The organism is Mycobacterium spongiae (assembly GCF_018278905.1).
GTDB lineage: Bacteria > Actinomycetota > Actinomycetes > Mycobacteriales > Mycobacteriaceae > Mycobacterium > Mycobacterium spongiae.
Genome location: NZ_CP046600.1, coordinates 4,279,290 through 4,297,689 on the forward strand (window position 1 = coordinate 4,279,290; position 18,400 = coordinate 4,297,689).

General features: G+C 65.0%; 19 protein-coding genes. 9 read left to right on the plus strand and 10 right to left on the minus strand.

The annotated features are described in order from the left end of the window. Positions 1–18: 18 nt before the first annotated feature. The 3 genes from F6B93_RS17345 to F6B93_RS17355 form a co-directional block, all read right to left on the minus strand. Complete coding sequence (locus F6B93_RS17345) at positions 19–1,245, minus strand: WS/DGAT domain-containing protein (protein ID WP_211696183.1); 1,227 nt, start codon at positions 1,243–1,245, stop codon at positions 19–21. A 19-nt stretch (positions 1,246–1,264) separates the two neighbouring features. Next, positions 1,265–2,170, minus strand: a complete 906-nt coding sequence (locus F6B93_RS17350; RefSeq protein ID WP_211696184.1) for an alpha/beta fold hydrolase — start codon at positions 2,168–2,170, stop codon at positions 1,265–1,267. Between the two features lie 224 nt (positions 2,171–2,394). Then, positions 2,395–4,209, minus strand: a complete 1,815-nt coding sequence (locus F6B93_RS17355; protein ID WP_211696185.1) for a PE family protein — start codon at positions 4,207–4,209, stop codon at positions 2,395–2,397. A 220-nt stretch (positions 4,210–4,429) separates the two neighbouring features. Here F6B93_RS17355 and F6B93_RS17360 point away from each other — a divergent pair, with 220 nt between their 5' ends. Further along, positions 4,430–5,614 carry an amidohydrolase family protein gene (locus F6B93_RS17360; RefSeq protein ID WP_211696186.1) on the plus strand — a complete coding sequence of 395 codons (1,185 nt, stop codon included), beginning with the start codon at positions 4,430–4,432 and terminating at the stop codon, positions 5,612–5,614. Positions 5,615–5,625: 11 nt separating this feature from the next. After that, a complete protein-coding gene (locus tag F6B93_RS17365; RefSeq protein ID WP_211696187.1) occupies positions 5,626–6,486 on the plus strand; it encodes an alpha/beta fold hydrolase in 861 nt (286 codons plus the stop codon). On the opposite strand, the gene gnd is transcribed toward F6B93_RS17365, so the two are convergent. After that, positions 6,483–7,505 (minus strand): phosphogluconate dehydrogenase (NAD(+)-dependent, decarboxylating), encoded by a 1,023-nt coding sequence (gene gnd, locus F6B93_RS17370; protein ID WP_211696188.1) that lies wholly within the window; start codon positions 7,503–7,505, stop codon positions 6,483–6,485. The two genes, F6B93_RS17365 and gnd, sit on opposite strands and share 4 nt — an antisense overlap. Before the next feature lie 198 nt (positions 7,506–7,703). On the opposite strand from gnd, the gene F6B93_RS17375 reads away from it, so the two are divergent. Further along, a complete protein-coding gene (locus tag F6B93_RS17375; protein WP_211699571.1) occupies positions 7,704–8,540 on the plus strand; it encodes an adenylate/guanylate cyclase domain-containing protein in 837 nt (278 codons plus the stop codon). Here F6B93_RS17375 and F6B93_RS17380 read toward each other — a convergent pair. Beyond that, the gene (locus F6B93_RS17380; protein ID WP_211696189.1) at positions 8,537–8,698 is read right to left on the minus strand and encodes a hypothetical protein; all 162 of its coding nucleotides are present in this window, start codon (positions 8,696–8,698) and stop codon (positions 8,537–8,539) included. The genes F6B93_RS17375 and F6B93_RS17380 overlap by 4 nt on opposite strands. A 47-nt stretch (positions 8,699–8,745) precedes the next feature. On the opposite strand from F6B93_RS17380, the gene F6B93_RS17385 reads away from it, so the two are divergent. Continuing rightward, positions 8,746–9,426, plus strand: coding sequence for a guanylate cyclase (locus F6B93_RS17385; protein WP_425518564.1), 681 nt, complete (start codon positions 8,746–8,748; stop codon positions 9,424–9,426). A gap of 60 nt (positions 9,427–9,486) precedes the next feature. Here the strand turns inward: F6B93_RS17385 and F6B93_RS17390 are convergent, their stop codons facing one another. The 3 genes from F6B93_RS17390 to ychF form a co-directional block, all read right to left on the minus strand. Continuing rightward, the gene (locus tag F6B93_RS17390; RefSeq protein WP_211696191.1) at positions 9,487–9,810 is read right to left on the minus strand and encodes a putative quinol monooxygenase; all 324 of its coding nucleotides are present in this window, start codon (positions 9,808–9,810) and stop codon (positions 9,487–9,489) included. 364 nt (positions 9,811–10,174) lie between these two features. After that, complete coding sequence (locus tag F6B93_RS23070) at positions 10,175–10,882, minus strand: peptidoglycan endopeptidase (RefSeq protein ID WP_425518565.1); 708 nt, start codon at positions 10,880–10,882, stop codon at positions 10,175–10,177. Between the two features lie 236 nt (positions 10,883–11,118). Further along, the gene (gene ychF, locus F6B93_RS17400; RefSeq protein ID WP_211696192.1) at positions 11,119–12,216 is read right to left on the minus strand and encodes a redox-regulated ATPase YchF; all 1,098 of its coding nucleotides are present in this window, start codon (positions 12,214–12,216) and stop codon (positions 11,119–11,121) included. A 143-nt stretch (positions 12,217–12,359) separates the two neighbouring features. On the opposite strand from ychF, the gene F6B93_RS17405 reads away from it, so the two are divergent. After that, positions 12,360–13,583, plus strand: coding sequence for a DUF6542 domain-containing protein (locus F6B93_RS17405; protein ID WP_211696193.1), 1,224 nt, complete (start codon positions 12,360–12,362; stop codon positions 13,581–13,583). 18 nt (positions 13,584–13,601) lie between these two features. On the opposite strand, the gene F6B93_RS17410 is transcribed toward F6B93_RS17405, so the two are convergent. Then, complete coding sequence (locus F6B93_RS17410; protein ID WP_211696194.1) at positions 13,602–14,609, minus strand: 4-hydroxy-3-methylbut-2-enyl diphosphate reductase; 1,008 nt, start codon at positions 14,607–14,609, stop codon at positions 13,602–13,604. A gap of 54 nt (positions 14,610–14,663) precedes the next feature. Between F6B93_RS17410 and F6B93_RS17415 the strand changes: the two genes are divergently transcribed. From F6B93_RS17415 to F6B93_RS17430, 4 genes are all read left to right on the plus strand, one after another. Beyond that, positions 14,664–15,299, plus strand: coding sequence for a lipid droplet-associated protein (locus tag F6B93_RS17415; RefSeq protein WP_211696195.1), 636 nt, complete (start codon positions 14,664–14,666; stop codon positions 15,297–15,299). A 26-nt stretch (positions 15,300–15,325) separates the two neighbouring features. Next, a complete protein-coding gene (xseA, locus tag F6B93_RS17420) occupies positions 15,326–16,561 on the plus strand; it encodes an exodeoxyribonuclease VII large subunit (RefSeq protein ID WP_211696196.1) in 1,236 nt (411 codons plus the stop codon). After that, positions 16,551–16,820, plus strand: coding sequence for an exodeoxyribonuclease VII small subunit (locus F6B93_RS17425; protein WP_211696197.1), 270 nt, complete (start codon positions 16,551–16,553; stop codon positions 16,818–16,820). The genes xseA and F6B93_RS17425 overlap by 11 nt, the downstream gene beginning before the upstream one ends. A gap of 62 nt (positions 16,821–16,882) precedes the next feature. After that, the gene (locus tag F6B93_RS17430; RefSeq protein WP_211696198.1) at positions 16,883–17,971 is read left to right on the plus strand and encodes a 3-beta-hydroxysteroid dehydrogenase; all 1,089 of its coding nucleotides are present in this window, start codon (positions 16,883–16,885) and stop codon (positions 17,969–17,971) included. 18 nt (positions 17,972–17,989) lie between these two features. Here the strand turns inward: F6B93_RS17430 and F6B93_RS17435 are convergent, their stop codons facing one another. Continuing rightward, positions 17,990–18,364 carry a GNAT family N-acetyltransferase gene (locus tag F6B93_RS17435; protein ID WP_246540825.1) on the minus strand — a complete coding sequence of 125 codons (375 nt, stop codon included), beginning with the start codon at positions 18,362–18,364 and terminating at the stop codon, positions 17,990–17,992. Between the last annotated feature and the right edge of the window lie 36 nt (positions 18,365–18,400).

Genomic DNA, 18,400 nt, shown 5'->3' on the forward strand with positions numbered 1-18,400 from the left:
ACACGCGCCGATCGGCGGCTAGAGACATGCATTCAGCAGTTCTAGGTACGCATCGAGGTCAGGCACGGCCGACTCGGCCGCATGCACGCTGATCGCGATGGTGTCCCCGATACCATGCACCCCGTGGGTCAGGCTCATCGCCGGTGACAGCGCGGGGAACCCGGCCGTCAGTACCACGGGGGCACCGCCAAGACTCAAATCGGGTGCGCCGCGATAAACGCTGGACACCACGGTATTTCCGGCCACCTGGGTCGGCCGGGCTTCCGCGTCGAACCGCGATACGCCCCAACGCAGTAGCGCTGCCGGCACCGCCGCGAAGGCCTGATCGGCCGAACGCGCGGCCGGATGCTCGAAGCGGCGTCTGCCGTTGGCGAGGTCAGTGGCGATCCTGCGCAGTCGATCGTCGCGCCCCAGCCGCGGGTACAAGCCGACCACAACGTTGGCGAAATGGTTGTGCGCCTGCGGCACACCCGGTTTAGCCATCGGCACCTCGGCTCCAAGTGCGTCGGCGGAGGAGTTCACCAGCCGGGACAGCGCGGTGGACAGCGCCCCCAGCACGCTGACGGTGACCGTCGGGCCCTGCAGTTGCGAACGGTGACGGACCAGCGTGCGCAGTCCACGTGCGCCCTCGGGACGCGAATTCGTGGGCAACGGCGGGCGCGACCCGATTCCTGGTGCCACCAGCCCCGCTCTCGTATCGCGAATCAGCCGGCGATGGGCCCGGGCCGCAGCGACGGCTCGCCACGGCAAGAAACCCACGCGCGGGCTGGCCGGCGTGGGCACCGGGCGGGGCCGGCCCAGAAGCCAGGCCGCCATCGCGGATGCACGAGCACCGTCGCCCAGGGCGTGCGCGACTTGCATGACGGCGACCGAGCCGGGGCTGCCAACCCCGGGGATGCCCCGCACCGGGGTGAATACGTGCAGTCGCCAAGGCATTCGGCGAATGTCCAACTGGTCAGCGGCCAGCCCGACAATGGCCGCCAGGCATCCCTGCCAGGTCTGATCGGCGAGGTTGCGGTGAACCACCTGCTCGTCTCCGATGGCCGTCGGTACCCACCTCGGGTAACCCACGGTGCACCCGTCGTCAACGCGGATTCCTAGATCGGGGCACGCACGGGCTCGATCCCGGATCGGCTCGAGGGCACGCTCGATCTCTGTCGATTCGCCATCGAAGGCGTACAGCAGGAACTGGTCGTTGGGTATTTTGGCCGACATCCAATAGAACTGCGCGTCGACGGCCGCCATGCGGTGCACCGTCGCCACGTCAGCCAGGCGGGCCGGTGAATGCCAGGATCAGCTCGGCGACCTTGTCGGGCTGTTCGAGCTGCAGGAAGTGCCCGGCGCACTCGACGATGGCCACCTCGCTTCCGGGCGGCAACACCATTTCCGCCCAGTGCGTGAGGGCGGCGGTGGCGCAGCCGTCGTCGCGGCCGTGCAGGTACAAACTCGGCAGGAGCGGCGGCTCGGTCCACAGGAGATTCAGATCGGCATAGCGTGCGGGGGGCCGAGTGTTGCGCATCGTGGCTCGGTAGGGTCCGAGCGCGGCCCGCCAGCTCTCCGCGGTCCCAATGGCGGCATCCACATGGCGCAGATCCTCGTCGGCGCGATAGCCAGGCGACCAGCGCCGCCACAGCAGCGGCAGCACCCACGACGCGGAACGCTCCGGCAGCCAAGGTAATTGAAAGTAGAGGATGTACCAGCTGCGCAGGAGCTGGTGGGGCAGCTCGCGCACCAGCCGGGCTCGGTCGCGCACTCGGCCCAGGGGCCACAAAGCCGCGGCCGGCGGGACCGACATGATGACCGCCTTCTCGAACGGGCTGTCCGGCATCGCGGCCAGGCCACTGGCGGCAAGCGCTCCCCAATCGTGACCGATGACCACGTCGTGCTCGGTGGCCCCCGCGGCTGAGCGCACCAGCAAGGCGTCGTCCATCATGGCACCAACGTGATAGCTGCCGTCGGCCGGAATCGACGACGGCGCATAGCCGCGCATGAACGGTGCCACCACCCGCCAGCCGGATTCGGCAAGTCGGGGGGCGACCTTGCGCCACCCGTAGGCGGTGTCGGGAAAGCCGTGCAGACACAGCGCGATCGGGGCGTCGACCGGTCCCCAGGTCAGTGCCTTCAGGTCACCATTGGTGCTCTTGATGTCGATCCAGTGTGGTTCAACCATGGCAGGCTTGCTTCACCGCAATGACCCGCTCTCTGGGCTCTGGCCCCAGTGCCGCAGCTTCGTCTGCCATTGTTGACTCCCTTTCGCCACGTCCCGCCCGCATGCTCCAAAGTAATCGGCACACACCAGGGGCCCAACGCCGGCAACAACAGTCCAGTGCGGAGCCCCGTGTGGCCAGCAGAGGGTGGGTAATCGCGGCCGGCCGGGCCGTAGGAAAATCGCGGTTAGACGACCAGACTCGTGAGAGGAATGCCGGCAATCGTCAAGATTGCTTCCAGAAGGACAATGCCTTCAAATAGGCCCGCCACGGTCAGCAGGCCGAAGGCTGCTGCGATCGGATTGCCGACTGCATTGACGAGCCCGACTGGATCGCCGTTGACTGCTTGCTGGATCCCGTCCAGGAACAGGTTGAGACCGTAGGACGGGACCGAGGTCACACTGGCGTTCAGGATATCGGCCGTCGGTTGCAGCACCCCGTAGGCCGTCGCGGTGTCACCGGTGATCGTGTCGACGAACGCGGTGTTCGCGACCTTGATGGCGTTGATGACGTTGTTGATCGAGGAAACCAGGGACAACTCAGAAAGTTCGGACAGCTCGGTGGGAACGCCCAGGGTGTCGGGCGCCGGCAACGGCATCGAGGAAAGGGTGTTCGCGATGTCCGACGGTGACGGGACGGACGGCGCGAGCGAGCCCCCTTCGCTGAAGTGGCTCGCGAACGCGCTGATTCCCTCTTGGGTCCCGAGGGCCAGATAGCCAGGCATGGACGTGGTTGCGCTCAGCGGTGGGAACAGCCCGAACGGGGTGGGCACATTGGGTGGGCTCGTCGAGTAGCCATAGGCGGGGTCGCCGTATCCCCAGTTGACGAGGTACCTCAAATTCGGCTCGATCAGGTCGGCGATCGGGGGCCCCACAACTGGCACTGCACGCAGCGGGGTCAAGAGCGGCAGATGTTCGGTGGGAATGACGTAGTACTCGGTCGTGGTGGGTCCGACCGTGTTCGTCAATTGAACGGCCGTGTCAATCTGCGCGGGCGTGAGGTGCGGGTATGTGGGATGTAGGAAGAAGATGCCCGCGGCTGCGTTGAGGTTTGCGAGCATATTGATCGGGTAGCGCGGGAAGTCGGCGAAGCCGTCGTATTCGATCGTGTAGATGGTGGTCGGGAAGCTATTGGCCGGGGTCGCGCCGTAGAACGTCATGCCCAGACTCGGCAAGGTCAGCCCGGGAAAGCGGGCCAGGATCCCGCCGTTGGGATTCATGAGGTTAGCGGCCAGCACAAAGCTGGGGTTGTCGAATTGGCCGTTGCCGGTCGGGTCGAGGGCCTGCATTTGCAGGGAGGCAATAATCGTGCTCTGGGAGTAGCCCTGAACAGCGACCGGGATTCCGTCGCCAAGCGGCGGTAGGTTGTAATTCGAGGTGGGGAGATACGGGCGCAGCGCGTCATCCAGGATCTCGACGCCGCGTGCAACCGACACGTTCACGACCAAGTCCTTGACAGCGGTAAGCGGATACAAGCCCTCGGGCGTGTCAAGAGCTAGCGCGTTTGCCACCGTGAACATGGGTGAAACATGGGGGGCGACGTAGTTGTTGAACATGGTCGCGACGTAGTCAAGACCAGGTATCGGCCGGCCGCTGCCGCCCATGATCAACGTTGTATACGGCGTCGGTGTCAGTGACGGTGTCGCAGTGGCGGCTGGCGACATCACCATCGCGTCAGCGGGCGCGCTGAGCGCTCCCAGCGCGCCTGACACCGCGGCGGCGTTGGCAACCTCGGCGGCCGCGTAGGCTCTCGCAGCCGCGGCCAACGCATCAGCAAATTCATTGTGAAACGCTGCCGTTTGCGTGATGACAGCCTGATACTCCTGACCGAATGCGCTAAACAGCCTCGCGATGGCCGCTGACACCTCATCGCCGGCCGCGGCCACCAGACCCGACGTCGGGCCCGCCGCGGCGGCACTGGCCGCGCTGATCGTCGAACGAATTCCCGCCACATCCGCGGCCGCCGCCGCCATCAGCTGCGGCTGCGTCATCACAAACGTCATCGGCCCATCCCTTCCGGCGAGCAGGGCTCTTCTCGGCCAAACCGAATGGCTGTGCCAACCGCTGACCCGGGGCCTCATCCATCACGAGGCCAGCATCGGGCCAGCATAGAGCGATCCCACCCAGTCCGTCTGGCGTTTACCCAAAAGGCGGCTTGGTCGCCGCGGAGTCTGCCGGAGAAGGCCTCCCCGGCAACGGCGACAGACCCGTAGATTCCTAGGAATGGCGACCACCGTGCAGACCCATTCAACATCTGAGAAGGTATGGGCCAACTCGGGCGACTCGCACTTCATCGAGCCCGCCGACCTGTGGAGATCGCGGCTGCCCACCCGACTGGCCGATCTCGTGCCGCGAAGCGAGAAGGATCCCGACGGGCGATGGGAATCGATCTACGTGGATGGCCAGGTGTTCCGTCGCCGGCTTCCTAGCCTTGCTCAAGAGGAGTTCATGCGGTCGACGGTGGCCGCCGCGGGCGCCCGCGATGTCGACAAACGGCTAGCGGACCTCGACAACGAAGGGATCTGGTCGGAACTCGTGTTTCCGTCACTGGGAATGTGGTCGAGCGCGTTTCGCACCCCAGAGCTGTTTCGCGAGACGATGCGGGCATCCAACGATTGGGCGGCAGAAACCATCATGGAGCACTCACCGCGGCTCATCCCAACGGCGCAGGTGTCAACGCTCGATATCGACGATGCTGTCGAGGAGCTCCAGCGCTGCGGCGCAATGGGCTTCAAGGCGGTATTCCTCCCGGTAGCGCCGCATCCGGCGCAGCGCGACTACAACCATGCCGACTGGGAACCGTTCTGGGCGGCCGCCGAGGATATCGGCATTGTGATCGCATTCCACATCGGAACTGAGCCAATCGATTTCGCGGCGGGCAACTCCATAGGCGTGACCCACCACGGCCCGGGCGGCGCGGTGCTCAACTACACCGAGACGTCGTTCGGCGGCCAGCGTGCGGTGGTCAAGCTGGTCGCCTCGGGAGCGCTGGATCGCCACCCGCAACTCAAAGTGCTGGTCGCGGAAGGCGGAGCGACCTGGGTACCGTTTGTCGCCGACCGGATGGAGGAGGGCTATCGCCAACACGCCATGGTGGTGCGGCCCAAGCTCAAGCGCAGCCCGCGCGAGATCATCTACTCGCAGGTGTACGCGTCGTTCCAACACGACTCCTCGGCGATTGCGGCGATGACGGCGATGGGTTTCAACAATGTGCTCTGGGGCAGCGACTACCCACACATGGAAGGCACTTTCGGCCACACCCAAGAGACGTTGCACCAGCTATTCGACGGCCTCGACCAGCGCGTCACCGACCGCATCCTGACCGGCAGCTTTGCCGAGTTGTTCCCAGACGCCCCCCTACCCCCCAGAGGTGAGGGCGCCGACGACGCCCTCACACCAACTACGTAACGTCAGAACGCGTGAGTACCGTCAGCAGCCCTCACACGGTCGAGTTTTCCGGCGCCCAGGGGATCACCCTCGTCGCAGACGAATGGAATCGCGGCGCCGCTAGCGGTGGCCGACCAACGGTCCTCATGCTGCACGGCGGCGGCCAGAACCGGTTCTCGTGGCACAACACCAGCCAGATCCTGGCCGACGAGGGCTACCACGTCGTTGCCATCGACACCCGCGGCCACGGCGATAGCGATCGCGCGCCCGGCGCGGACTACGCCGTCGAAACGCTCACCACCGATGTCATACACGTCCTTGCTGCGATCGGGCGGCCGGTGGTGATCATCGGGGCGAGCATGGGCGGGCTGACCGGCATCCTCGTCGCCCACGAGGCCGGCCCGAACGTGGTCACCCGTCTGGTGCTGGTCGACGTGGTACCCCGATTCCAGAAAGACGGCAGTGCCCGCATCCGCGAGTTCATGTTCAGCAACCTCGACGGCTTCGACTCCCTGGAGCAGGCCGCCGACGCGGTCGCCGCCTATCTGCCGCACCGGCGGCGGCCGCGTAACCCAGAGGGCCTGAAGAAGAACCTGCGCCTGCGCGACGGACGCTGGTACTGGCACTGGGATCCGGCGTTTCTGACCAAGCCGGCCGACGACCCCGAGTTGCGCACCGAGAAATTCGAAGACACCGCTATGAGCCTGGCGATCCCGATCCTGTTGATCCGCGGAAAGCTCTCCGACGTGGTAAGCCCCGACGCTGTCCAGGACTTCCTGACGAAAGTGCCCAACGCGGAGTTCGTCGAACTGTCCGACGCCGGGCATACCGCGGCCGGGGACGACAACGACGCCTTCACCGAAGCCGTGGTGGCGTTCGTCAAGCGGGCCTAGTTAGCCGGTTTCTCGGCGTGGCCACCGAACTGCTTCCGCATCGCCGACAGCGCCTTGTTGGCGAAGTCGTCAAGATCCCGGGAGGCGAAGCGGGACTGCAGCGCGGTCGTCAACACCGGAGCGGGAACGCCTTCGTCGATGGCCGCGATGGACGTCCACCGGCCTTCTCCGGAGTCGGACACGCGCCCGGAGAATTCCTGCAGCTCGGGCGATTCGTGCAGCGCGATCGCGGTCAGATCCAATAGCCAGGAGCCGATCACGCTCCCCCGGCGCCACACCTCGGCGACCTCGCGGATATCGAAATCGTACTGATAGCACTCGGGGTTCGATAGCGGCGCGGTTTCGGCATCACCAGTGCGCACGCGGGTACCGATGTCGGCGTTGCGCAAAATATTCAGCCCTTCTGCAAGCGAGGCCATCATCCCGTACTCGATGCCGTTGTGCACCATCTTGACGAAGTGCCCGCCCCCGGCTGGCCCGCAGTGCAGGTACCCCTTCTCCGATTGCGCAACCTCGCCGTCTCGGCCCGGGGTACGCGGCGCCGCGGCCACCCCGGGGGCCACCGTGGCAAAGATCGGCTCCGCGTGCGCGAACGCGTCGTCATCGCCGCCGATCATGAGGCAGTAGCCGCGATCAAGTCCCCACACGCCGCCGCTGGTGCCACAGTCGAGCAGCCGAATCCCCTTATCGGACAACAGCTTTGCGTGCCGCATGTCATCGCGGTAGTACGTGTTGCCACCGTCGATCACGATATCGCCGGGGCCGAGCGTAGTGGCCAGCGCCTCGATCACCCCGGTGGTGATGTCGCCTGCGGGCACCATCACCCAGACGACGCGAGGCGCGGCGAGCTTGTCGCGCAGCTCGCTCAGCGAGGACACGCCCGTTGTCTGCGCCACCCCGGCCATGGCTTCGACCGCTTCGGGGTTGTGGTCGAAGACCACGCACTCGTGTCCACCCGCGACCAACCGGCGAACGATGTTGGCGCCCATCCGGCCCAAGCCGATCATCCCTAGCTGCATCTACTTCCGTCTCCTAACTGTCCTGAGTTGGCGCATTGGGACTGTTGGCGATTGGCGCGAACAGCGCCGGCATTCACCGGGTAACGCGGTGGTCGAAGATCACCACAAGATTCGAGGAGTGGCGGCGGCCGAAATCAACCCTACATCGCATGTAGCCCGACGGCCTTGCGCCCTCGCTGCCCTGGAAGGATGGACAGAATGCCGGGCGTCGCCGATGCGATCCACATCGCGGCCTACATTCTGGCCGTGGTCGCGGTGGCCGAAGCCGGTGGTGTCGTCGTGTTGTGGCGGCTTCTTGTCCGCAGTCGCCGTGAGGCCGACGAGCTTCGGGAGCGAGCCGATGCCCGCAACTGGCTATTCTCCAGCGGGCGCGAAGCAGTGAAGACCGTGTGGCAGACCGCCGACCTCGTTCTCAAGGAGGGCTTCGGGGCGGCGGTGCGAGGTTCCATCGAGGACCTCGCCGACTGGGCCGAGGTGGAACGGCCGGACCTGGCCCGGGTCACTCCTGACGGCCGCGTCGTGATCCTGTTCTCCGACATCGAGGCGTCCACCGCCCTCAACGAGCGGATCGGCGACCGCGCGTGGGTCAAACTGATCAGCGCGCACGACAAGCTGGTGCACGACCTCGTCCACCGCCGTGACGGACATGTGGTGAAGAGCCAGGGCGACGGATTCATGATCGCCTTCGCTCGCGCCGAGCAGGCAGTCCGGTGCGGTATCGACATCCAGGACGCACTACGCAAGGACGCAAAACGCAAACGGCGGACGGGAATCAAGGTGCGCATCGGGATCCATATGGGCCGCTCGGTGCGCCGCGGCGACGATCTGTTCGGCCGCAACGTAGCGATGGCCGCCCGGGTTGCCGCGCACGCGGTCGGCGGCCAGATACTCGTAAGCGAACCGGTGCGAGACGCCATCAGCAGGTGCGATGACCTCTGCCTCGACGACGGCCGTGACGCCGAGTTGAAAGGCTTCGCCGGCGACTACCGCTTGTTCGCGGTCGAATCAGCCGGTGAATCCGATCTGGTCCATTAGCCCTCCGGGTCGGATTCGGACAATCTTTCATGCAACTTGGCGCGGATCTCATCGGGTGTGTACGCGCGTCGCTTCCGTTGATCGCGCACCACCAGCGCGCCACCGGCGACGACTCCGGCCACCCCGGCCAGCCCCACCCATTTCCACATGCTGCGCATCAGCTCAGGCTAGCTCTGCCTATGGTGCTGGAGTGGACTTGAGCACGTTGACCCTCGATCAAGCACTCACCGAAACCCGGACCGGCGACCTGTGGTTGTTTCGCGGCCGTTCCCGCCCCGACCGCGCCATCCAAACCCTGACCAACAGCCCGGTCAACCACGTCGGCATGACGGTGGCCATCGACGACTTGCCGCCGTTGATATGGCACGCGGAGCTGGGCGACAAGCTGGTCGACATGTGGACGGGAACCCATCACCGCGGCGTGCAGCTCAACGATCTTCGCCAAGCCGTCCGGCAGTGGGCCGAGCGCTACCAGCAGCGGTGCTGGTTGCGCCAGCTCACCCCGTACGCCAACCGCGACCAGGAGAACGAATTGCTGCGGGTCGTTGCGCGAATGAACGGAACTGCGTTTCCGACCACTGTCCGACTGACTGGCAGATGGCTGCGCGGCCGGCTGCCGACCGCCAACGACTGGACGCGGGGAATCCCACTGGTGGACAGGAAGGTTCGCGAAAGAACGCGGCGACGCAAGGAAACCAAGCGCGGGATGAGTTTGGAGACCGCCTACTGCGCAGAAACCGTCGCTATCACCTACGAGGAAATGGGATTGCTCGATACGGACAAGGGCTCGAACTGGTTCGACCCGGGGTCGTTCTGGAGCGGTGACACGCTGCCTCTTGCGCCCGGCTATCAGCTCGGCGAGGAGATCGCGGTTGTGGTGACCTAGATCGGCTGACTCATCTGACCGACTAACGACCCGCAGCGCTACATCGCGGCCGGTCTTAGGTTATTCGACCGCCATCTCCCCCATCGCCGACCAGTCCGACGCGTCGATTGTCTGGCTGATGATCTTCGGCGTGGCTGTCAGCGCCTGCGGCAACTCCCGCATCGCCAGCTTGAAGTGATCGCTATTGACGTGTGCGTGGCCCGCGTCGCCGTCGCGGAATCCTTCGACGAGCACATATTCGGCCGGGTTGTCCAGGCTGCGCGACCACTCGAACCAGAGGTTGCCCGGTTCGGCGCGAGTCGCCTCGGTGAACGGCCTGACGAGCTCCGGCCAGCGGTCGGTCCACTCGGGTTTGGTTTCAAACTTGACAACGATAAAGATCACAGCCGGTCCTGTCTGGTCGTCGATCCGCGCGAGCAGCGTCAGGATACGTCGTCACGCGATCTCGGCGTTGGCCGTTGCCGGACACCACGGCGGCGGCACCCGGCCTCGCCCGATCCGCGTCCGGAGTGCCGGAATCCGGCCGCTCCCAGAAATTCGGTCATCAGGAATAATCCGGACGAACTCCGGCGCGAAAAACGCGGTCACAGCGTGACAAATTGAGGCAGCCATGCCCGCACGAGATTGTGATGCATGTCATACTCATTCTTGACGGGCCGGCCGTGGCAATCGAGGCACGCGAGATTAATGTGACCTGCGCCGCAATTTGTTTTTGTTGCAGAGCTCACTACTTCGCTAGCTCGAGCCGTTACGCATTTGTAATTTCGGGTGCGTCAGCAGGGTCCACATCGGGGGCCGGAATGGGTAGTTCCGGGGCAGGCTCATCAGCCAACGCGGGAGGCCCGCCCGGGGGCGGCACATCCACGGCAGGAGCACCCGGAGGCGGCGCATCCAAGGCGGGAGCACCTGGTGGCGGCGCATCCGGGGCAGGAGCACCCGGAGGCGGCACATCGAGGGCGGGAGCACCCGGAGGCGGCGGATCCATAGGAGGCGGACCCAGCGGCGGCGCGTCTACGACCAGACCTGCAGGATCCATCGGCAAGAACATGTGGTGGGTGAATTGCGGCTGGTAGGCGCCCCCACCACCGATGCGCACACCGCCACCTTCACCACTGGACACCGGGGTCCCATCGGGCAGGGTCACCGCCGTGTGGCCACCGTTCCAACCGATCACCAAGGCGTTGGGAGCAGTTCCGTAGTGGAAGCCACGCGCCATCAACGCGGCTTCTTCGTTCCCGGTATTGAATCTATCCCCGAAAACCGGACGGTCAGTCGCCGCATTCGATATCCACGATGCCAGCCCGGAGCAGTCGGTTCCGGCCGGAGAATCTCCGCCCGGAATATACGGAGTTCCGGAAACCTGATTAATGAGCGCCAACAGCGCTGCAATACCAATCATGGGCCGGAACGCTATCAATGGAATAAGTGCCAAATCAAAATTTGTGTCGCTTATCACCGGGGGTCTGAATATCATGTTTGCCCATGTACGCCGGCAACATTACATAATCGCATATAAAATGCAACGAATTAAATTCTATTCGGCTAACCTGCTTTATTAAATCGTTGCACGAGCGCACTAAACGGCCGTCGAACAGGGTACAGATCGTAGTTGGGAACTGCCGTGATGGGCGATAGCGACTCGCGACGCGATGCGAATCCGCACCCGCTCGCAACCCGCGTCCACGAGTTCGGCTAGCGACCCGCCTTTCCGCCGGAGGCCGTGTGGAAACGGAACTCCACGACATCGCCGTCGGCCATGACGTATTCCTTGCCCTCCATCCGGACCTTGCCGGCCGCCTTCGCGGCCGCCATGGATCCCGCGGCGATCAGGTCGTCGTAGGACACGATCTCAGCCTTGATGAAGCCCTTTTCGAAGTCGGTGTGGATCACCCCGGCCGCCGTCGGCGCGGTGTCGCCCTGATGGATCGTCCAGGCCCGCGCCTCCTTGGGGCCGGCCGTAAGAAAGGTCTGCAACGCCAGGGTGTGAAAACCCGCTCTGGCCAGAGCGTCGAGGCCGCGCTCAGTCTGACCGATCGATGCCAGCAGCTCACCGGCCGACTCGTCGTCGAGTTCGGCCAGCTCCGACTCGATGGCGGCGTCCAAAAAGACCGCGTCCGCAGGCGCAACGAGCGCGCGCAACTCGGCAACGCGCGCGTCGTCGGTCAGCACTGCCTCGTCGGCGTTGAACACATACAAGAATGGCTTGGTGGTCAGCAGGTTCAACTCCCGCAGCGGCGAGGCGTCCACGCCGGCGGCAAAGAGCGTCGTGCCGCCGTCAAGCAGCTGCTGGGCGGCCAATGCCGCCTCATACACCGGCTTGCGTTCCTTATTATTACGAGCCTCTTTCTCCAGGCGGCCGACGGCGCGTTCCAGGGTTTGTAGATCGGCCAGGATCAGCTCGGTCTCGATGACCTCGATATCGGACCTGGGATCGATCCGTCCGGCGACGTGCGTCACGTCGCCGTCGGCGAACACCCGCACCACCTGGCAGATGGCGTCGCATTCGCGGATGTGGGCCAGGAACTTGTTGCCAAGGCCGGCGCCCTCGGATGCACCGGCGACCAGGCCAGCGATGTCGACGAAGGTTACTGGTGCGGCGACGATGCGCTCCGATCCGAAGAGCTCAGCGAGGCTGTCCAGGCGCGGATCGGGCAGTGCAACGACACCCTCATTCGGTTCGATCGTTGCGAACGGATAGTTGGCCGCCACCACGTCGTTCCGAGTCAGCGCGTTGAACAGAGTCGACTTGCCGACGTTGGGCAGACCCACGATTCCCAGGCTCAAGCTCACAGAGAGCCAAGTTTAGGGCCCGGCGCCGGTGGCGGGCGCCGGGCCGTCCGCCGGTATCACCGGCGAGGCCGGTGCATGGCACGCCAGTGGTCATTGGCCAGGCATTTACGCGTCTTTCGGCCTATTGCCGGTACGGTCAACGTGTGTCAGCGCAGCGGGCGAGGTCGGCGGTACAGACCGGTCACCGCTCGATCCACCCCAACATCCCCGGTGTGCCGTCGTGGGGTGCCGTGCTCATCGCCATGACCGCTACTGCCGTGGGTTATGCAATCGACGCAGGTTCGGGTCACAAAGAGTTGACCCACGTCTTCGCCGCCTTCTACATAGGCGGTTGCCTCGCGGCGGTGCTGGCGGTACGGCAAGCGGCCGTGTTCACCGCGGTCATCCAGCCGCCACTGATACTCTTCTTCGCCGTTCCCGGCGCCTATTGGCTGTTCCACAGGAGCAAGATCGACAAACTCAAAGACCTGTTGATCAACTGCGGCTACCCGCTTATCGAGCGGTTCCCTCTCATGCTGGGCACTGCTGGTGTGGTGCTGCTGATCGGGCTGTTCAGATGGTATTTCGGAATGACACACCGCACCGGGGCGGTCGCGAAGTCCACCGACGATACCGCCGGCGCGGGCACCACGCCACGGTCGGCTGTCAGCGGGGTGGTTACAAAACTGCGGTCGCTGTGGGCCGATTTTTCCGACGACAGCTCCGACGAGGCCCAGACCACCGAGCCACCACCGGCTCATGCCAAGGGCCATCGCCCTTCAACGCGTCGAACGGCCCGCGGCAGCCGGCCGGACGAACGGCCCGCACGGACCCGCTCCCGGCACACCCGGCCGCCCGCTGAGGATAAGCACCAACCAAGGGGCGAGCGTCCGCGTCGGCACCACGACGTTGACCCTTCCGACCCACCCCGCCGGCGCGGCCGCCCCGCCGGGCCGCCGACCGATCCGAACCTGGGCATGCAACCACCCCGGCACGTGCGTCGAGACCCGCAACGGCGTGGCCCCTACGAGCGTCCCGCGCCACGCAGGGGCCGCTTCGATCCCAACGAGACACACGAGCGGCCGCAGAATTACGGGCCGGCACAGCGCTTCAACCCGTACGAGCGCTACGGGGCGGCCCATGAACCCCCTTACGAGCCATACCAGCCCCCGTATGAACCGTCGGGCCGGCACGCCACATCCTGGCCCGACAACCCGAATCCGGGGCACCACCCGATCTCGCAGGTCCGCTACCGGAAATCGCCACCGCAGGAGGAGCGCCGGGACACGTACCGCGATGAGCCGCGAAACGAACGAAGCCAGAATCGACGGAGCCGCCCGCGAACACCACGCAGACCACAGCCGGAATCGTGGGACTATGACGACTGAGACGGCCCGCCCAATCCCTCAGCGAGGTGGCCGGATCTCCCGGGGCAAGGCGAACACCAACGTCTCGTTGGCGGTCGTCACCGGCTGCACCACCTCGTAGCCATAGTCGGCGAGCCGTTCCAGCACACCCCGCACCAGCACCTCGGGGACCGACGCGCCCGACGTGACGCCCACCGTAGTGACGTCCGCCAACCACGCCCGGTCGATGTCCTCGGCCCAGTCGACCAAGTAGGCGGCGCGTGACCCGGCATCGAGCGCGACCTCAACCAGTCGCACCGAGTTGGACGAGTTGCGGGAGCCGACGACGATCACCAGTTCGCACTCGGGTGCCATCGCCTTGACTGCAACCTGGCGGTTCTGCGTGGCATAGCAGATGTCGTCACTGGGTGGGTCTTGGAGCTTCGGGAAACGACGCCGCAGTAGCTCGACGATCTCCATGGTCTCGTCGACAGACAAGGTGGTCTGCGACAACCAGACCACCTTGTCCTCATCACGAACCGTGACATGCTGCACCGAATCCACCCCGTCGACCAGCTGGACATGATCGGGAGCTTCGCCGGCGGTGCCGACAACTTCCTCGTGGCCTTCGTGACCGATCAGCAGGATGTCATAGTCCGCACGGGCGAAGCGCTTGGCTTCGTTGTGCACCTTGGTGACCAGCGGGCACGTGGCGTCGATGGTCTGCAAGTTACGTTCGGCCGCCGCCGCGTACACCGTCGGTGCCACCCCATGCGCAGAGAACACCACGATGGCCCCCTCGGGAACCTCGTGGGTCTCCTCTACGAATACCGCGCCGGCCTTGGCCAGGGTGTCCACCACGTGCCGGTTGTGCACGATCTCATGGCGCACGTAGACGGGAGGTCCGTGCTTCTCCAGCGCGCGTTCGACGGTTTCAACGGCCCGATCGACGCCCGCGCAGTAACCGCGCGGCTCGGCCAGCAGCACACGTTTGCGGTTCGGTTCGTCGACTGTCGAACTCCCAGACTTGGAAGCCCCGGGTAATCCCATGTCGACAGTTGGCGCCATGGTTTCAGGGTAGTCGGCTTGGAGTTCGCCGCCGCTTCAGGCAGTCTTGAACGCATGGGTTCTGCACCGTATGGGCTTCGGCTATTGGTGGGCGCGGCCACAGTCGCGGTCGAGGAGACGATGAAGCTACCACGAACCATCTTGATGTACCCGATGACGCTGGCCAGCCAGGCCGCGCACCTGGTGATGCTATTTCAGCAAAACCTGGCTGACCTGGCGGTCAAGGGAGACAGTACTTTGGAGACGCTGTTTCCGCCGAAGGACGAACAGCCGGAGTGGGCAACGTTCGACGAGGATTTGCCCGATGCGTTCGACGGGCCTTCGATTCCGTTGCCTGGCTCCGCAGGTGCCGACCCGATCGATAGCGACCGTCGGTCCGAAGGACGCTTCGCCTTGTACTCGGTGTCCGATACGGCCGACTCCGCCGACGCTTCGGCTGCCGACCGCCCAACGAAACCGGCGCCCGCCAGGCAACGGAAGAAGTCGACCTCCGACTCGACCGTCGCTGCCCCCGCCGTGGCGGCCGAACTCGACTACTCGGCGCTGACCCTGGCCCAGCTGCGGGCCCGGCTACAAACGCTCGATGTCGCCGACCTCGAGGCGCTGCTGGCCTACGAGCAGGCCACCAAGGCCCGAGCCCCGTTTCAGACGCTGCTGGCCAACAGGATCACCCGCGCGTCGGCGAAGTAGCCCGTTTCCGGCGTAGCTTGAACTCAATGGGCAACTCGGCCGAGAACCCCTTCCCGGTTCGCGCGGTAGCCATCCGCGTCGCCGGCTGGATCGACAAATTGGGCACCGTGTGGGTAGAGGGGCAATTGGCGCAGATCACGATGCGACCCGGCGCCAAGACGGTGTTCATGGTGCTGCGTGACCCGGCGGCCGACATGTCGCTGTCTGCAACATGTTCGCGCGAATTGGTGCTGGGCGCACCGGTGAAATTGGCCGAAGGCACGCAGGTGGTCGTGTGCGGCAAGCCTTCGTTCTATACCGGACGCGGAACATTTTCCTTGCGGCTCAGTGAGATTCGTGCAGTCGGAATAGGCGAACTGCTCGCCCGCATCGATCGGCTGCGGCGACTCCTGGACGCCGAGGGTCTCTTCCACCCGCGGCTTAAGCGACCGATCCCTTTCCTGCCCAACATGATTGGGCTTATCACCGGCCGTGCGAGCGCCGCCGAACGTGATGTGACGACGGTGGCCACCGACCGCTGGCCTGCAGTGCGTTTCGCGATTCGGAACACCGCCGTACAGGGGCCCAACGCCGTCGTGCACATCGTCGAGGCGCTGCGCGACCTCGACGAGCACCCCGATGTCGACGTGATCGTGCTGGCCCGCGGCGGCGGCAGCGTCGAGGATCTGCTGCCGTTCTCCGACGAGACGTTGTGCCGCGCGATCTCGGCGTGCCGCACACCGGTGATCAGCGCGGTTGGCCACGAGCCCGACAACCCGCTCTGCGACCTGGTCGCGGACGTACGGGCGGCCACACCCACCGACGCGGCCAAGAAAGCGGTCCCCGACATTGCCAGCGAACGACAACAGCTCAATGAGTTGCGCCGGCGCAGCGCCCAGGCGCTGCGCAATTGGGTATCCCGCGAGCAACGGGTGCTCGCCCAGTTGCGTGGCCGCCCGGTCCTGGCCGACCCGCTCCAGGCACTCACGGCGCGCGCCGACGGGATTCAGCGAGCCCGCACGGCGCTCCGGCGCGACATCACCCGATTGGTCGCCACCGAGACCGAACGCGTCGGACACCTGTCAGCGCGACTGACAGCATTGGGCCCGGCCGCGACACTCGCCCGCGGATATGCCGTGGTTCAGACGTTTCCTGGACCGGCCAGCGCACCCACGACGGTGTTGCGGTCGATTGACGATGCGCCGGCCGGCACCAGGTTGCGGGTGCGAGTCGCCGACGGCGCCATCGCGGCAACCAGCGAAGGACGTAGCGATGGCCCTTGATGACAACGCCGTCGACGGCCCTGATCCACCACAGTCCGCTACGCCTATTAGTCAGCTCGGCTACGAAGTTTGCCGAGATGAGCTAATTGAGGTGGTGCGACTTCTGGAACAGGGCGGGCTGGACCTTGATGCGTCGCTGCAGCTCTGGGAAAGGGGAGAGCAACTCGCCAAACGGTGCGAGGAGCACTTAGCTGGCGCGCGCCAACGGGTGACGGATGTGCTGGCTGGCGGCGAGGATTCTGACACTGAGGCAAACTGACGCAGGCTGGCCATCGCTCGTTCGGACGCAAGTTCTCACCCAAATTGGAACGCGTATTAGCTATGCTCGCCCGCATGGGTGATGCATCACTGACAACCGAACTTGGCAGCGTCCTGGTTACCGGCGGCGCGGGCTTCGTCGGCGCCAACCTGGTCAGCACGTTGCTCGAGCGTGGACACCGGGTACGCTCCTTCGACCGCGCCCCCTCGCCGCTGCCCGCACACCCCAAGCTGGAGGTGCTGCAGGGCGACATCACCGATGAGGCGGTCTGCGCCAAGGCGGTCGACGGCATCGACACGATCATCCACACGGCGGCGGTGATCGACTTGATGGGCGGGGCGTCGGTCACCGAGGAATACCGGCAGCGCAGCTTCTCAGTGAATCTGGGCGGCACCGAGAATCTGGTGTATGCCGGACGGAAGGCCGGGGTGAAGCGATTCGTCTACACCGCATCTAACAGTGTGGTGATGGGCGGCCAAAACATCGCGGGCGGCGACGAGACAATGCCCTACACCACCCGGTTCAATGACCTCTACACCGAAACCAAGGTGGCCGCTGAGCAATTCGTCTTGGGGCAAAACGGTGTTGAGGGCATGCTGACCTGCGCGATCCGGCCTAGCGGGATCTGGGGCACTGGCGATCAGACGATGTTCCGCAGGCTGTTTGAAAGTGTGATCGATGGCCATGTCAAAGTCCTGGTTGGACGCAAGTCGGCGTTGTTGGATAACTCCTACGTGCACAACCTGATTCACGGTTTCATCCTGGCCGGCGAGCATCTGGTGCCCGGTGGCAGCGCGCCCGGTCAGGCCTACTTCATCAACGACGCCGAGCCGGTCAACATGTTCGAGTTCGCCCGGCCGGTCGTCGAGGCCTGCGGGGAAAAATGGCCGCGGATGCGGGTTTCCGGCCGTTTGGTCCGCTGGATCATGACGCTGTGGCAGCGGCTGCATTTCCAGTTCGGCTTTCCCGAACCGCTACTCGAGCCGCTGGCGATCGAGCGACTGTACCTGGACAACTACTTCTCGATCGCTAAGGCGCGCCGCGACCTCAACTACGAGCCCCTGTTCACCACCGAACAGGCCCTCGCCGAATGTCTGCCGTACTACGTGGACCTTTTCCACCAGATGAAAAAAGAGGCCCAAGCAAAATAGACCGGCAAACCCGCCAACTCATGTGGCGGCTTGGTGGATCTGTCGGTCGGTGGCCACCTTGGCAACAGCCTCGCCGAGGAGTGCCCCGGCATAGTCATCGCTAGTCCGCACATACATGCAGATCCGCTCGCTGCTTGCGCCGAAGCGGCGCTTCTCGAGTTCGGCGTCCATACCCATCCGGAGCTTGCGCAGTGAAAGTTCGCAGGCTCGGCGAACGCAATGAAGCAGCGTCACGCGGTGAATGTCGCGATCCCGATAGGCGTCGTTCAATCCTAGAAGCAATGGCGCATAGACATCGCCGTGCTTGTGTGCTGCCCAGAACCCGACCGGTTGTTCCGGGCCGCCCGTGTCGGCGCGGATCCCGGCTCCGACGGGAGATTGTCGTCGTAGCACCTTTATCCCGCATACCCGACGTGGTTTAGACAATTG